A 14,430-nucleotide genomic window follows, 5' to 3' on the forward strand; every position below is an offset into this window, starting at 1 on the left:
CATCAGACGGTCCCTATCGGGCGTCGGTCACTCGTTGATGAACACATTCGTGACGTCGCCGTTCTTCGTCCACGCCAGGTACTCGAAGCCGCCGACGCGGCTCGAGTGGAACACCGGCGTGCGGGCGAAGGTGACGGGGATCCAGGCGGCTTCCTCCGTCGCGACGGCGTCCGCGGCGATCCAGGCCTCGTTCGCCTCCTCCGGCGTGGCTGCGGCGAGCGCCTCGTCGATGAGTCCGTTGAACTCCTCGTTGTTCCAGCCTCCGAAGTTGGGCGAGCCGGCGGCGTAGCCGCGACCGTCCAGCATCGGCACCAGGTACGGGCGGCCGCCGAAGTAGTCGGCGCTCCACGCGGCGATGGCGATGTCCCACTCGCCGGCCTCGGTGATGTCCTGGTTGAGGAGGAACTCGCTGTAGAACGCGTTCTGCGTGGTGACCTTCATCTCCACCTGGAAGCCGGCGGCCTGGAGGTCCTGCTGCATCGCCGCGGCGATCGAGGCGTACGGCTCGGTCTCGCGGTAGAGCAGGCGCACCGGGGCGCCGTCGGGGTAGCCGGCGTCGGCGAGCATCTGCTTCGCCTTCGCGGGGTCGCCGCTCTCGGGTACGCCGAGCACGTTCGCCTGCTCCGTGCCGAGCACCTCGGGGGGCAGGATCTGCGTCGCGACGGCCGCGAGGCCGGGTCCGCCGAGGATCTGCTGCACGGCGGAGCGGTCGACGGCGAAGTTGAGCGCCTGGCGCACGGCGGTCTTGCCGTACGCGCCGTCGGCGTTCGGGCTGAGCGTGTTGATCACGACATAGGGACGGATGGCTCCGTCGCCGCCGATCACGAGGCGCTCGTCCTTCGTGCCGAGCAGCGCCGGCACGGATGCGGTCGGGGTGACGGTGTCGGCCCACTGCATGTCGACGGTGCCCGCCTCCAGCTGCTGCTGCACGGCGGCGGCATCCTGACCCATCGCGATCTCGATCGCGTCGACGTTCGCCTTGCGGACGGGGTCGAGGTCGGCCTTCCACACGGGGTTGCGCTCGAGGGTGAAGCTCTGGTCGGGAACGTACTCCGCGATCCGGTACGGGCCGGAGGAGATGATGTTCTGACGCAGCTCGGGCGAGTCCGGCAGGTAGTCGAGGTACTCGACCGGCTGCGGCGCGAGGAAGACGCCGAGCGCGAGGATGTCGAGGAAGTCCGCGGCCGGCTGCGTGATCGTGAACTGCACGGTGCGCTCGGCCGTGGCCTGCACGCCGGCGATGTCGTTGCCCTCGACATAGGCCTTGATGGCGTCGACGCTCGGGTCGACGGCCGAGAAGCCCTCGCAGTAGGCGGCGAGTCCGACGATCGTGTCGGTGAAGTACGACAGCGCGTTCGAGGGCGAGACCGGGTTGCAGATGCGCTTCGCGGCGAGCACGACGTCCTCGGCCGTGATGGCGCGCGCGCCGCTCGGGGCGTCGAACTCCACGCCCTCCTGCAGCTCGATCGTGTAGACCGTGCCGTCCTCGGAGATGCCGCCGTTCTCGCGCGTCGGGATCTCTGTCGCCAGGTCGGCGACGATCTCCGTCGCGTCGGTGTCGCCCTCGCCCGGCACCTGGGCGAACAGCGTGCGGGTCAGCGCGCGGTGGATCTGGTAGTCGGGAGCCGAGTAGGCCGCCGCGGGGTCGAGGTACAGGACGTCGGAGTTGCCGGCGAGCTTCAGCGTTCCGCCGGTGGTGGCCTCGACGTCGGCGTCGCCCCCACCACCCTGGGGGGCCGAGCAGGCGCTGAGCAGCAGGACGGGGACGGCGATGACGGCGGCCAGCAGAGCTGACCGTGATCGGTGAGGCATGGACTTTCCTCTCAGGGGCGGGACATGAACCCGACGGATGCCGGCGGACATGTGTCCACTCTGACGTCGGGATATTTCACTGCAAGGTCTGGCACGTTACAGAACCGCTACAACGCACGCTCAACACTGCGCGTGGTTTCTCTTTGCCAAGTGTAGCCACAGGTCGGGTTTTCGAACGATATCGGACCCATCACGATTGCGCGCACGCCGGAGCCGCAGCATCCACCTGAGCACATGTCGCGTTCCTCACCTGTGGCGCTCAGCTCAGTGGCGCGCTCGATCGCTCGATGACGTCGAGGTCGCCTCGGTCGCCGAGGATCTCCCAGCGCTGGAGGGAGAAGGGCACGTTGCCGTTGGCCCACACGCGATCGTGCAGCGCGCGCAGCGAGAACGCGTCTCCCTGGGCGACGATCGCGTCGGTCACGAGCCGCAGCAGCGCCTGCTTGCCGACGTGGTACGACATCGCCAGCCCGGGCGTGGCGAGGTACATCGCGCACTCCTCGCGGGCGGTCTCGACGTCCATCGGCACGAGCGAGACGAAGAAGTCGACGGCCTCCTCGAGGGTGAACGCCCCCGTCGCGAGGTTGATGTCGACCACCACGCGGAGGCTGCGGAGCCGGTTGAAGTTGTGCACGACCTCCTGCGAGTGCGGCGCGTCGTCGAAGAGCCCGGCGAGCAGCATCAGCTCCTCGTTGTAGAAGGCGATGCCCTCGTTGGCCACGGAGTCGACGTAGCGGCGACGCACCGGGTCGGGGTGGGCCCACGACATCGCGAGCTGCTTGTAGTGCGCCCCCTCGTGGATGATCCCCAGACGAGGGTCGCGGGCGTTCGCGGCGTAGAAGTACGGCAGATCCGGCCGGGGCCGGGGCATGTAGGAGACCCCGTCGACGTCGAGCCGGTCCTGGTCGGTCAGGTCGTCGGGCACGCCGAGGAAGCGCAGGGGCTCGATGCGCGGGGGCATCTCGGCCACGTGGTAACGGCGGAGCGTGTCGGGCTGCGTCAGCAGGCCCTCGCGGTCGGAGAACGCCCGCACCTCCGCCTCCTGCGCCACCTGCCGCTCCACCTGGGCGTCGATGGATGCCGCGATCTCGTCCGCCGGAAGGTCGCGGAACCGGTTCCGGGTCACCAGCTCGGCCAGCACCGCCCGGCGGTAGTCCTGCTGCGCGGCGCGCACGAGGTCTTCCGGCTCGTCGGCGATGAAGGCGACGTTGCGGAGGAACCAGACGAACCGGTCGCGACCGACCGGCACGGACGGCGCGAAGTCTGCGGCGGATGACGCGAGCCAGGACCCGAACCCGGCCAGCGCCTCGCCTGCCGCGGGGGCCAGCGCGCGGAGCTCGGCGAGCGTCTCACCCGACACAACGCCGTCGAGCCCCTCCACGGAGGCGGCGAAGCGGGCGTCGATGTCCTGCAGCTCGATGGACGCGACGCGCGCGAGATCGGCGACTCCCGCATGCGACAGGTTGTCGCGTGCGAGCCCGACGCGAGCGGGGATGGCGGACGCGACGGCGACGAGGCCGCGCTCGACCTCGCCGGAGTAGGGCGGCAGCGGCAGGAGCAGGTCGAACCACGGACCGAGGATCTGGCCGACGAGGAACACCGCGTCGCGCTCCCAGTTGCGCAGCACGTCGAGATCCCAGACCGCCCGGTTCAGCACCGAGGCCAGGAGTCGCGCGTCGACCTGCGACGCGACGTCCTGGGCGTCCAGATCGCCCGTGACGGTGTCGAGCCGTGCGCGGAACGCCGCGACGTCCGCGCGCCGCTTCTCCACAGATTCGGGAGTGATGTCGGGCATCCATCCGGGAGTGCGGCGCAGCCGTGGGATGTCGTCGGAGGACCGGAATGCGCACGCGCGCGCCCACTCCTCGATGTCGTCCGAGAGGGCGATGAGGTCGGCGGTGGTCATGCGGGTCTCCTGATCTCCGAGAGGACGCTCTGCCCGAGCAGACGGATGGATGCGACCGGATCCGGCCCGAGGGGCGGTCCGAAGGACAGATGGGTGGCGCCGAGGCGCTGCAGCGCCCGGCACCGGTCGATCACCGTGGCCGGGTCGCCGGAGATGCCGAGCGACAGCATCTGCGGGGTGATCGACGCGATGGCGCGCTCCTCGTCGCCGTCGCGCAGGGCGTCGACGGCGGGACCGAAGTCCTCCGGGGCCAGTCCCGCCCGCGCGAGGAGATAGGGCGAGAAGGCGGCGCCGTAGTAGGCCAGCTTGAGCGCGAGGGCGCGGTCGGCGCGCTCGCGGTCCTCGTCGATCGACAGCCAGACGCAGGCCGGCATGTCCAGATCCGCGAGACGCCTGCCCGCCGTGTCCGCGCCGGCGGCGACCAGGGCGGACGCGGTCTCGAAGTGCTCCGGCGGGAACAGCAGCGCCAGGACCCCGTCGGCCTCCGCGCCCGCCAACGCCAGCATCTTCGGGCTCATCGCCCCGATGTAGATGGGCACCTGGATCGGCTTCAGACGCAGATACGCGTCGCGCGTCCATCCCTCCCCCGCCCCGGGGACATCGAGGGGCCGGTCGCCGGCGAGCAGGGCCCGGATGCTGCGCAGCGCCTCCCGCGTGCCGGTAAGGGGCTTGGGCTGATCGATCCCGATCCAGGAGAGGAACTCGCCCGACCCGGCGGCGAGGCCGAGGAGGAACCTGCCGCCGGACTGCTCCTGCAGGGTGGCGGCGACCATCGCGATCTCCGCCGCGTGCACGGAGTACGGATTCATGATCCCGATGCCGAGGTGCAGCGTCGTCGTGCGCTCGAAGAGGGCGCCGAGCAGCGCAGGCGCGCTGCGCAGCATGAGGTCGTTCGAGACCCAGAGCTGGTCGATCCCCGCCTCCTCCGCGGCGACGGCCAACCCTGTCAGGGTCGGCAGGTCGAGGTCGTTGTTGACACGCAGGCTGAAGCGCGTCGTCGGCGCCGCGGCATCCGTCATCGGCTCGCCCCGTCCAGGGCGCGCCCCGCGGGATCGCCGAGCGCGGCATCCTCGCGCCAGGCGAGGAAGCGTCGCAGACCCTCCCGGATGCCCGCCTCCGAGGTCGCGAGCGAGATGCGGAGGTGATGCGGGGCGTTGCGGCCGAAGGCCGAGCCGGGCGCGAAGGAGACGCCGGCGCCGACGAGCTCGAGCGCGGCGGTCCGCGACTCGACGCCGTCGGGGAGCGGCACCATCGCGTAGAACGCCCCCTCCGGACGGATCAGGTCGACGCCGCCCGCGCGAAGGGTGTCGACGGCGACGTCTCGGCGCGAGCGGTAGGCCTCGCGCATCTGCGTCACCACGTCCTGCGGACCGGTCGCCGCGGCCAGCGCCGCCGCCTGCGTCACGCTCGACACGCACGAGGTCTCGAGCTCCAGGATGCGCACGACGGTGTCGGCGATCCACGACGGCACGAGCGCGTAGCCGACCCGCCAGCCGGTCATCGCGTAGGTCTTGGAGAAGCTGAACACGGATGCCACGTGATCGGGCGCGAGCGCGGCTACGTGCGTGTGCCCGCCGTCGAAGACGATCTCGTCGTAGACCTCGTCGCTGATGATCAGCAGATCGTGGCGGACGGCGAGCTCGACGATCGCCGCGACCGTCTCGGGCGGCGTCACCGCGCCGGTGGGATTGCTCGGCGAGTTGAGGACGATCGCCCGCGTGCGCGGCGTGATGAGCGCGGCGATCTCCCCGGCGTCGGGGTGGAATCCGTCTTCGGCGCGCAGCGCGTAGTGCACGGGGGTGGCCCCGAGGAGAGTCGCCTGCATCTCGTAGTTCGGCCAGGAGGGATCGGGGATGAGCACCTCGTCGCCCGGGCCGACCACGGCGGCCATCAGCGCGTCGACCGCCTGGACGGCGCCGTGGGTGATCAGCACGCGCTCGATCGGAGCGTCGACCCCGTACGTGCGGGTGAGGCGGGCGCTCAGCGCCTCGCGGAGGATCGGCATGCCGGGCGTCTGGACGTACGAGGATCCCCTGCGCGCGGCGTCGAACGCCGCCTCGACGACGTGCGCCGGCGTCGGGAAGTCGGGCTCGCCGATCTCGAGGCGGATGATCGGCGTCGTCGAGTTCAGGGCGAGATCGACGATCTCGCGGATGCCGGAGTGCGGCAGCCTTCCGGCGTTCGGGGTGACGTGCGGCACAGGCGTCCTCTCGGCGGACTCTCTCGTGCATCGACCATCGGTCGAGGCACGCTCACCGCGTAAGCCGTGATGAGTCCATTATTGCCCCATGCAACGCCCGCCCGCGACTTTGCCGAGCAGATGAAAGGTCGAGACCGTGCTCGGCCGTCCGAATGCGCTCAGTCGGCCGGATAATGCGGTGTCGTGCCCGTCAGGAGATCGAACGCCGTGCGCTCGCGCACGACCTCGCCCAGGCTCAGGAAGGTCTCGATGCGCTGCAGGCCGCGGATCGGCCAGATGCGGTCGAGCAGCAGCGCCTGCAGATGCGCGTGGTCCTTGATGCGGAACCGGGCGATCATGTCGTAGCTGCCGGTGACCACCACGAGCTCGGTGAGCTCGGCGATGTCGCGCAGCTCGCGCAGGATCTCGCCCAGGTCGGCATCGGTGGCGAGGGTGATGGGGATGTAGACGAGACCCGGGTAGCCCAGAGCCGACCAGTCGACGACGGTGGTGTACCCGCGGATGAGACCCTGTCGCTCGAGCCGCGCGATGCGCTCGCCGACCGCGGGCGGTGACATGCCGACCTCACGGGCCAGCTGGCGCTGGGACACGCGCGGATCCTCGCAGAGCAGCACCAGCAGGCGGCGGTCGATCTCGTCGAGGTCGACGACGGCGTGCGGCTTCTCGACCTCGCTCGTCATCTTCGACATCGGGGAGCGAGGCGGCCGACCGTCGTGCGGGTCCTGCTCTGAGCCTGATCGAGCCATGCGGTTCCTGTCTGATCGAAGTGGGTGCGCAGCGCCGCCCGTCATCGGGTTGAGCATAGGGTCGCGGGCGAGGAGCCCGCCTGCGGCGCGCGAGACCGCGCGTCGCATCTGCGCCCGGGGGAGGTGCTGCCGGGGCGGGGCCGGCACAGGAGGCGCCGCCCCGGCAGGTCAGTTGGCCACGAGGTCGTTCGGGTGCTCGTTGATGGATGCGCACCCCTCGTCGCCGAGCAGGAAGACGTCCTCGACCCGGACGCCGACACGGCCGGGCCAGAAGACGGACGGTTCGATGGTGAAGAGCATCCCGGCCTCGAGCGGGGTGTCGTCCTCCTCGGAGATGTACGGCAGCTCATGCACATCCAGACCGATGCAGTGACCCGTGCGGTGCCGGAACCAGTCGCCGTAGCCGGCGTCCTCGATGACGGCGCGCGCGGCGCGATGGACGTCGCCGCCGGTGGCGCCGACCACCGCCGCCGCCCGGCCGGCCTCCTGGGCGGCCATGACGATGTCGTAGACGGCCGCGTACTCCTCGCTCGGCTCCCCGATGTGGATGGTGCGGCCGAAGTCCGAGCAGTAGCCCCGCGTGATGGCGCCGAAGTCGAAGCTGACGCCTGATCCGGCGTGCAGGGTGTCGACGGACACGCGCACCGATGCGTCGCGTCCGAGCGAGGGCCCCATGGCCCAGACCCCGGTGTCGAAGGAGGCGCCCGGCGAGCCGAGCTTGCGCATGCGCAGATCCACCTCCGCGGCGAGGTCGAGCTCGGTGACACCGTCGACGACGTGGGGGGTGACCTCCGCCATGACGGCGTCGACGATCGCGGCGGAGCGTCGCATCAGCGCGATCTCCTGCGGGTCCTTGATGCGGCGGAGCTCGTTGATGAGGGTGTCGGCCACGGTGAAGCGCGCGTCCGGGCGGTGCTCGCGCATCTCGATGACCGTCTCGGCCCACGCGCGACCGGCGAAGGCGATGCTCTCCGGCGCCGCGGACTCGTGCGCGCAGTGCTCGTTCACCGGTCGCGAACCGACGGCGATGCTGCGGGGACGCGCGCGATAGGAGTCGAACGCGCGGCGGAAGACGGCCGCGCCGTCGTCGGACTCCGTCGCCGTGATCACCTCTCCGTCCACGCCCTCGGGCAGGTCGAACTCCTGGAAGTGACGGGTGAGGACGAACAGAGGGGCCTCCCCAGGGCTGATGAACGCGCCCGAGATCCAGTGGTTCGTGTAGCCGATGTTCCCGAACGACGGAGCGCGACGGGCGACTCCGGTGAAGTACTCCAGATCGGTCTGCGAGGCCGGGAGGAACAGCACGTCGATGCCGGCGCCGTCGAGCTTGCCCCAGAGCCTCTCCTGCCGCGCGGCGAAGTCGAACGGGGCGTCGATGCTCGGGTCGGTCAGCAGCGGGGTGGCGGTGTCAGCGGACATGCCCCCAGTCTGCACCAGGATCGCCGCGCAGGGAAGCGTTTGTCATGCCAAGAGACACATGCACCGTTCATTTGCGAGGCGATCAGCCGCGACGATGAACGTTCGACCAGCATGACGAGCGTTCCACCATGCATCACGTCAGATCGGACGGGACTCCGAACGCAGCAGCGGCAGCACCTCGCGTCCGAGCAGGGCGATCCCCTCCGCCTCGTCGACACCATGCGGCGTGCCGAACTCGATGCGGTCCACTCCGGCGTCGATGAGCCGTTGCGCGTGAGCGGCGATGTCGTCGGGATCGCCCGAGAAGGCGAACCGGTCGAGGATGTCGTCCGGGATGAGACGCCCGGCGTCGGCGTCGCCGTCCCGCAGGCGCTCCCGCAGGCTGTCCAGCAGTCCGTCGGGCAGCTCCACGGTCGGGTCGAGCTCGGCCACGACGTCGAGGTACATCGCCACCTCCCGGCGGGCGAGGGTACGCGCGGTGCGGCGGTCGCGGTCCACGACCGTGACGGCGCCCAGCACGATGCCGACGTCGTGCCTGGAGCGCCCCGCCGGACCCGCCCCCACCTGGAGGCGATCTCGCGTGACGGCGATCATGTCGGGGTTCGCGCAGCCCCCGATCTTGATCTCATCGGCCACGGCTCCCGCGAGCGCCGCGCCGCGCGGCCCCCAGGAGCCGATGAGGATCGGCAGCGCCCGGGTCTCGTCGACCAGTCGCACACCGGGTTCCAGGCGGAAGTGCCGGCCGTCGTACCCCCGGCCGCTCCCCTCGAGCAGCGCGGAGACGAAGCCCACCGCATCGCGCAGATGCGGCACCGGACGGGTCGGCTGCACGCCGATGCCGCCCAGCCAGGACCCGCGTGCCAGTCCGACGTAGGCGCGTCCGTCGCTGTGGACGTCCAGGAGCGCAGCCTGCGACGCGATCTCGTACGGATGCAGCGTGAAGGGGTTCCAGCAGGCGCACCCGAGGCGGATGCGGTCCGTGGCGGCTGCCATCTCCAGCAGCGCGCCGATGGCCGGCTGGTAGAGCAGGTCGGAGAAGACGCTCACACCGGCGAAGCCGAGGTCCTCCGCGAGCACCGCCAGCTCGGCGTAGGCGCCGCGGCGCTTGTCGGTCTGCAGCCCGAGCGAGACCGGGACGCCGACGTCGCTCACGTCAGGTCCGCCGATCGCAGGCGGGCGGTGCCGGTGCGCTCGATGCGCATGATGAGCCTCTCGTCGGGGTCGGGGCAGGCCACCTCGCTGTCGCGCTCGAGCCAGTCGCCCGGGGGGAGACGGCGCTGCTTCGCCGCCAGCAGGGGCAGGACGGCGCCCAGGGCGTACATGCAGAAGTGGCGCCCCTCGGGGATCCGCAGCTCGTTGCTGCCCGTCACCGTGAAGCGATCCCCCGGCCCGAGCCCGCACACCGGCCGGCCCTCGACGCGGTCGACCACGACGCACAGGTCGTACAGCTCCATGTCGCCGTCGGCGGATGTCCCCTCGGCCGGGACGCTCACGAGCTCCGCCCGTCCCGCACGACGATGCCGTCCTTCATGACCAGATCGATCCCGCGCAGGGCGGACGGGTCGCTCAGCGGGTTCTCGGGCATCGCGATCAGGTCGGCCCACTTTCCCACGTCCAGGCTCCCGCCGTCGGCGTCGACGCCCAGCCACCGCGCGGGTGCGATCGTCGCGGCCCGGAGGGTGGCGGCGGCATCCAGTCCGTCGGCGTGCATGTGCTCCAGCTCGCGGATGGCGGCGACCGTGCCCTCGAACGGCCAGAACGGCGGCATGTCGCTGCCGAGCAGCACCTCGACGCCGGCGTCCAGTGCGGCGCGGTACGACTCGCGGTGACGCTCCCCCGCGCCCAGCGAGCGCTCCTGCATCCATGCGGGCACGCCGAGCTCGTCGAAGAAGGCCTGCGCGCGCGTGACGATGAGGGTCGGAACCAGCGCGGTGCCGCGCTCGGCCATCAGCCGGCACACCTCGGGGGTGAGCTCGTAGCCGTGCTCGACGCAGTCCAGCCCGAGGAGCACGGCTTGCTCGATGACATCGGCCGGCCCGGCGTGCGCGGTCACCTTGCGGCCCCAGGCGTGCGCGGTCGAGATCGCCGCGGCCATCTCCTCGCGCGTCAGCTGCGGGGTGGTGATCGTCTCGTGCTCGCCGGCGATGCCGCCCGAGATCATGAGCTTGATGAGATCGGCGCCGGCCCTGATCTGCGTCCGCACGCCGCGTGCGAACTCGTCGGCGCCGTCGCACTCCATGGTGTCGTCGGAGCCGGAGCCGTGACCGCCGGTGCAGGCCAGCGCCCGCCCCGCCGTGAGGATCCGCGGCCCCTCCACGCGGCCGGTCTCGATCGCGCGTCGCAGGGCGAAGTCCGCATGCCCCTTCTCCGCCACGCAGCGCACCGTTGTGATGCCGTTGTGCAGGGTCCGCCGCGCGCCGTCCGCCATGTAGAGGGCGAGGCCCGCGGCATCCATCGCCTCGATCTCGTCGCCGACCGCTCCGGGCAGCGAGAGCGAGAAGTGGGTGTGCATGTTGATCAGCCCGGGCGCGACGAACGCACCCCGGAGGTCGATCGCGGGCGCGTCCGACCCGACCGGCCCGTCCGAGATCGCCGCGATGCGGCCGTCGCGCACCTCGAGGACGACATCGGGGCGGATGCTGCCCTCGACTACGTCGACGAGGTGGAGGTTGTGCAGGGTGGCACTGCCCTTCGCGGGCAGGGGGCCGATGACGCTCACGCGCTCGTCCTTCCGTGGGGGTGGATCGGCTCGCTCACGAGGCGACGAGCGCTTCGGCGGCGACGAAGTGGCCCGGCGCGCACTCGACGAGCCGCGCGTCCTCGTCGCTGACCGCGACGGTCTCGCGTCGTCCGGGTTCGGCGGGCATCTGCGCGTCGCGACCGAGCCGCGGGATCGCGCCGATGAGCGTCCGGGTGTACGGATGCCGCGGGTCCGACCAGACGGCGTCGGTCGGGCCGATCTCCACGATGCGTCCGAAGTACATCACCGCGATGCGGTGGGCGATGACGCGCAGGCCCGACAGGTCGTGCGAGATCATCAGCAGCGCGACCCCACGGGACGTCGCGGTCTCGGACAGCAGCCCGGCCACGTGCAGGCGGGTCGACGCGTCCAGGGCCGACACGGGCTCGTCGGCGACGATGACCCGGGGCTCGGATGCCAGCGCCCGGGCGATCGCGATGCGCTGGCGCTGGCCGCCGGAGAACTGGTGCGGGAACCTCGACGCCGACGACGCGGGCAGCCCCACCGACTCCAGGAGCTCCCCGACCCGTGCGGACCCGTTGCCGCCGGTGATCGCGTCGCGGATCTGACGGCCGACGCGGCGGCGCGGGTTGAGGGACGAGTACGGATCCTGGAACACCATCTGCACCGCGCGGTCGGCGACCGGCCGTGCCCGGCGTCCGAGGGGAGCCAGCGGGCGCCCGTCGATGAGGATGCGGCCGGAGTCCAGCGGGTTGAGTCCGACGATCGCGCGGCCGAGCGACGACTTGCCGCAGCCGGACTCCCCGACGAGGCCCAGCACCTCCCCCGCGGCGACGTCGAGCGACACCCCGGCGACGGCGCGCACGCGGGCGCGTCCGGGGACGCGGTACTCGACGACGGCGTCCTCCACCTCCAGCGGCTTCATGCCGTCACCTCCGTGTCGGGCAGCGCGTCCACCAGGGAGCGCGTGTACTCGTGCTGGGGGTCCGCCAGCACATCGCGGGTGCGCCCCGACTCCACGACCCGCCCGGCGCGCATGACGTAGAGGCGGTCGGTCGTGACGTTCATGACGGCGAGGTCGTGCGTGATGAACAGCATCGCCATGTCGAGCTCGGTGCGCAGCGAGTCCAGCAGCCGGAGGATGCCGGCCTGCACGGTGACGTCGAGGGCGGTGGTCACCTCGTCGGCGATCAGCAGCTCCGGCTCGCACGCGAGCGCCGAGGCGATGGCGATGCGCTGACGCATGCCGCCGGAGAAGCGGTGCGGGTAGGACTTTATGGCGAGATGCGGATCGGGGATGCGCACACGGTCGAGGAGCTCGATGGCCCGCTCGCGCGCCTGAGAGCGGCTCAGCGACCGGTGCACGCGCTGGTGCTCGGTCAGCTGGCGCTCGATGGTGAGCATCGGATGGAGTGCGGTCATCGGGTCCTGGAAGACGACCGCCACGCGATCGCCGCGCAGGGCGCGCAGGTCGCGGCCGCGGAGGGTGAGCACATCGCGTCCGTCGAACACGACCTCGCCGGTGGCCGTCGCCCCCGACGGCACGAAGCCGAGCGCGGTCAGCGCTGTGAGGGTCTTGCCGCTGCCGCTCTCGCCGGCGAGCCCCACCACCTCGCCCTTGCCGACGGTGATGTCGACGCCGTCGACGAGGTTGCGCCCACCCAGGGTCAGTCGCAGGTCGCGGATCTCGAGCAGGGACATCACAGCTCCATGGCCTGGACGGCGCGCGACGTGCGCGGATCGAGGGCGTCGCGCAGCGAGTCGCCGATGAAGTTGAACGCCAGCACCACGCTCAGGATCGCCAGTCCCGGGAACAGCGCCACCCAGTAGTTGTAGAACACGCGCGAGCCTTCCGAGACCATGGCGCCCCACTCCGGCGCGGGGGGCACCGCACCGAGGCCGAGGTAGCTGAGACCGCTGAGCAGCAGGATCGCGTTGCCGAGCTCGAGCGTGGAGATGACGGCGATCGGGCCGAGGATGTTCGGCGCGATGTCGCGCCCGAGCGTGCGGGCCGACGACGCGCCGATGAGCCGGGAGGCGGCGATGAAGTTGCTGTCGCGGAGCCCAAGCACGAGCGAGCGGGTCACGCGGGCGTAGGAGGGCCACGACACCACCACGATCGCCAGGACGGCGTTGATCAGCGACGGGCCGAGGGCCGCCGAGACCGCCATCGCCAGGATGATCGCGGGGAAGGCGAAGAAGAGGTCGACGATGCGCATGAGCACCGCGTCGACGGTGCCGCCGAAGTAGCCCGCCACCGCGCCGACGGTCGCGCCGACGATGAGCGACAGCACGACCAGCATCACCGCGATGGGGATGCTGATCTGCGCGCCGTAGACGACGCGCGAGAGCACGTCGCGGCCGACGCCGTCCGTCCCGAACAGGTGGGCGGGCGAGGGCGGCAGGAAGCGCGGCGAATCCTGGGCCAGCGGGTCGTACGGCGCGATGAGAGGTGCGAAGACGATGACGATCGCCCAGAAGGCGACGATGACCAGGCCCACGACCGCGAGCGGGCGACGCCACGCGGCGGGAAGGCGCCAGCCCGGCATCCACCGTCGTCCGCGGGCGGCCGCGATGGGATCGACCGCGTCGAGGGCTTTCTCGGTGGTGTTCATGCTCGGCGGATCCTCGGGTCGATGATGCCGTACAGGATGTCGGTGGCCAGGTTGACGACGATGTAGATGAGGGCGACGAAGATCGTCACGCCGACGATGGCCGACAGATCGAGCGTGGATGCCGCGCGGTAGGCGTAGGAGCCGATGCCCGGCCAGGCGAAGATCTGCTCGACCAGGACGGTGCCGGCCAGCAGCGAGGCGAAGGCGGTGCCGACCACCGTGATGACGGGCACGAGCGCACCGCGCAGGACGTGCCCGAACACGACGGACGGGCCGCTGAGGCCCTTCGCCTCCGCGGCGCGGATGTACTCCATGCCCAGCACGTCCAGCACCGAGGCGCGCGTGAAGCGCATGAGCAGTCCGACCATCGGGGCCGACAGCACGATGGCCGGGAGGATGAGGTGCTGCACCGCCTCTCCGAGGAGCGGGAGGTTGCCGGCCAGCAGGGAGTCGATGGTGAAGAAGCCGGTGATCCGCGGCGGCGGGATGGCACCGGCGTCCAGGCGCCCGGAGGACGGGAACCAGCGCAGCTGCGTGGAGAAGATCGCGGTGGCGATCAGGGCGAACCAGAAGATCGGCACCGAGACGCCGGTGAGGCTGACCGCCCGCAGGATGTTGTCGAGGTGGCCGTTGGCGCGGAGCGCTGCGACGATCCCGAGGCCCCCGCCGACGATGACCGCGATGAGGGTGGCCGTCAGGGCGAGCTCGGCGGACGCGGGCCCGAACAGCTGCAGGTCGGACAGCACCGGACGGGAGGTCTGGGTGGATTCCCCCAGGTCGCCGCGGAACAGCCCGCCGAGGTAGATGAAGAACTGCTCGTAGAGGGGGCGGTTGAGGCCCATGCGCTCGCGCATCGCCGCCACCAGCGCCGGGTCGGCGGCCGCGCGCTCGCCCAGTCGGGCGGTCGCGGCGTCGCCGGGCAGCACGGCCGTCAGCGCGAACGCCACCAGGACCGTGCCGATCACGAGCAGGGCCGAGGCCCCCACGCGCTTGAGAATGAACAGCGTCACGCCCTCATCCTCCCTTCTCGT

At 71.2% G+C, this 14,430-nt stretch carries 13 protein-coding genes; all 13 read right to left on the reverse strand.

Translation table 11 applies throughout. From position 1 onward, the window contains the following. Positions 1-27 precede the first annotated feature (27 nt). The gene (locus CVS47_RS12275; protein WP_164734651.1) at positions 28-1,812 is read right to left on the reverse strand and encodes an ABC transporter substrate-binding protein; all 1,785 of its coding nucleotides are present in this window, start codon (positions 1,810-1,812) and stop codon (positions 28-30) included. Between the two features lie 259 nt (positions 1,813-2,071). Then, on the reverse strand, positions 2,072-3,718 hold the full coding sequence (locus CVS47_RS12280; RefSeq protein ID WP_127096336.1) for a DUF885 family protein: 1,647 nt from the start codon (positions 3,716-3,718) through the stop codon (positions 2,072-2,074). Next, complete coding sequence (locus CVS47_RS12285; protein WP_127096337.1) at positions 3,715-4,737, reverse strand: LLM class flavin-dependent oxidoreductase; 1,023 nt, start codon at positions 4,735-4,737, stop codon at positions 3,715-3,717. The genes CVS47_RS12280 and CVS47_RS12285 overlap by 4 nt, the downstream gene beginning before the upstream one ends. Further along, a complete protein-coding gene (locus tag CVS47_RS12290; protein ID WP_127096338.1) occupies positions 4,734-5,918 on the reverse strand; it encodes a pyridoxal phosphate-dependent aminotransferase in 1,185 nt (394 codons plus the stop codon). The genes CVS47_RS12285 and CVS47_RS12290 overlap by 4 nt, the downstream gene beginning before the upstream one ends. A gap of 158 nt (positions 5,919-6,076) precedes the next feature. Further along, positions 6,077-6,607, reverse strand: coding sequence for an Lrp/AsnC family transcriptional regulator (locus CVS47_RS12295; protein ID WP_164734652.1), 531 nt, complete (start codon positions 6,605-6,607; stop codon positions 6,077-6,079). A 225-nt stretch (positions 6,608-6,832) separates the two neighbouring features. After that, positions 6,833-8,083, reverse strand: a complete 1,251-nt coding sequence (locus tag CVS47_RS12300) for a M24 family metallopeptidase (protein WP_127096340.1) — start codon at positions 8,081-8,083, stop codon at positions 6,833-6,835. Between the two features lie 138 nt (positions 8,084-8,221). Then, positions 8,222-9,235, reverse strand: a complete 1,014-nt coding sequence (locus CVS47_RS12305; protein WP_127096341.1) for an LLM class flavin-dependent oxidoreductase — start codon at positions 9,233-9,235, stop codon at positions 8,222-8,224. Next, a complete protein-coding gene (locus CVS47_RS12310) occupies positions 9,232-9,576 on the reverse strand; it encodes a TIGR04076 family protein (RefSeq protein WP_241240144.1) in 345 nt (114 codons plus the stop codon). Before CVS47_RS12310 ends, CVS47_RS12305 begins: the two co-directional genes overlap by 4 nt. Further along, positions 9,573-10,802 carry an amidohydrolase family protein gene (locus CVS47_RS12315; protein WP_127096342.1) on the reverse strand — a complete coding sequence of 410 codons (1,230 nt, stop codon included), beginning with the start codon at positions 10,800-10,802 and terminating at the stop codon, positions 9,573-9,575. Before CVS47_RS12315 ends, CVS47_RS12310 begins: the two co-directional genes overlap by 4 nt. A 34-nt stretch (positions 10,803-10,836) precedes the next feature. Continuing rightward, on the reverse strand, positions 10,837-11,709 hold the full coding sequence (locus CVS47_RS12320) for an ATP-binding cassette domain-containing protein (protein WP_127096343.1): 873 nt from the start codon (positions 11,707-11,709) through the stop codon (positions 10,837-10,839). Then, positions 11,706-12,485, reverse strand: a complete 780-nt coding sequence (locus tag CVS47_RS12325; RefSeq protein WP_127096344.1) for an ABC transporter ATP-binding protein — start codon at positions 12,483-12,485, stop codon at positions 11,706-11,708. Before CVS47_RS12325 ends, CVS47_RS12320 begins: the two co-directional genes overlap by 4 nt. Beyond that, entirely contained in the window at positions 12,485-13,399 is a 915-nt protein-coding gene (locus CVS47_RS12330; protein ID WP_206502622.1) for an ABC transporter permease, read from the reverse strand. Before CVS47_RS12330 ends, CVS47_RS12325 begins: the two co-directional genes overlap by 1 nt. Then, positions 13,396-14,409 (reverse strand): ABC transporter permease, encoded by a 1,014-nt coding sequence (locus tag CVS47_RS12335; protein WP_127096345.1) that lies wholly within the window; start codon positions 14,407-14,409, stop codon positions 13,396-13,398. Before CVS47_RS12335 ends, CVS47_RS12330 begins: the two co-directional genes overlap by 4 nt. Positions 14,410-14,430 lie beyond the last annotated feature (21 nt).

Origin of the sequence: Microbacterium lemovicicum (assembly GCF_003991875.1) — a bacterium.
GTDB lineage: Bacteria > Actinomycetota > Actinomycetes > Actinomycetales > Microbacteriaceae > Microbacterium > Microbacterium lemovicicum.

Excerpts from the sequence above, each read along its gene's own strand:
- CVS47_RS12330 (WP_206502622.1), bottom strand. The coding sequence starts at position 13,399 with ATGAACACCACCGAGAAAGCCCTCGACGCGGTCGATCCCATCGCGGCC.
- CVS47_RS12295 (WP_164734652.1), bottom strand. The coding sequence starts at position 6,607 with ATGTCGAAGATGACGAGCGAGGTCGAGAAGCCGCACGCCGTCGTCGAC.
- CVS47_RS12300 (WP_127096340.1), bottom strand. The coding sequence starts at position 8,083 with ATGTCCGCTGACACCGCCACCCCGCTGCTGACCGACCCGAGCATCGAC.
- CVS47_RS12320 (WP_127096343.1), bottom strand. The coding sequence starts at position 11,709 with ATGAAGCCGCTGGAGGTGGAGGACGCCGTCGTCGAGTACCGCGTCCCC.
- CVS47_RS12280 (WP_127096336.1), bottom strand. The coding sequence starts at position 3,718 with ATGACCACCGCCGACCTCATCGCCCTCTCGGACGACATCGAGGAGTGG.
- CVS47_RS12275 (WP_164734651.1), bottom strand. The coding sequence starts at position 1,812 with ATGCCTCACCGATCACGGTCAGCTCTGCTGGCCGCCGTCATCGCCGTC.
- CVS47_RS12285 (WP_127096337.1), bottom strand. The coding sequence starts at position 4,737 with ATGACGGATGCCGCGGCGCCGACGACGCGCTTCAGCCTGCGTGTCAAC.
- CVS47_RS12325 (WP_127096344.1), bottom strand. The coding sequence starts at position 12,485 with ATGTCCCTGCTCGAGATCCGCGACCTGCGACTGACCCTGGGTGGGCGC.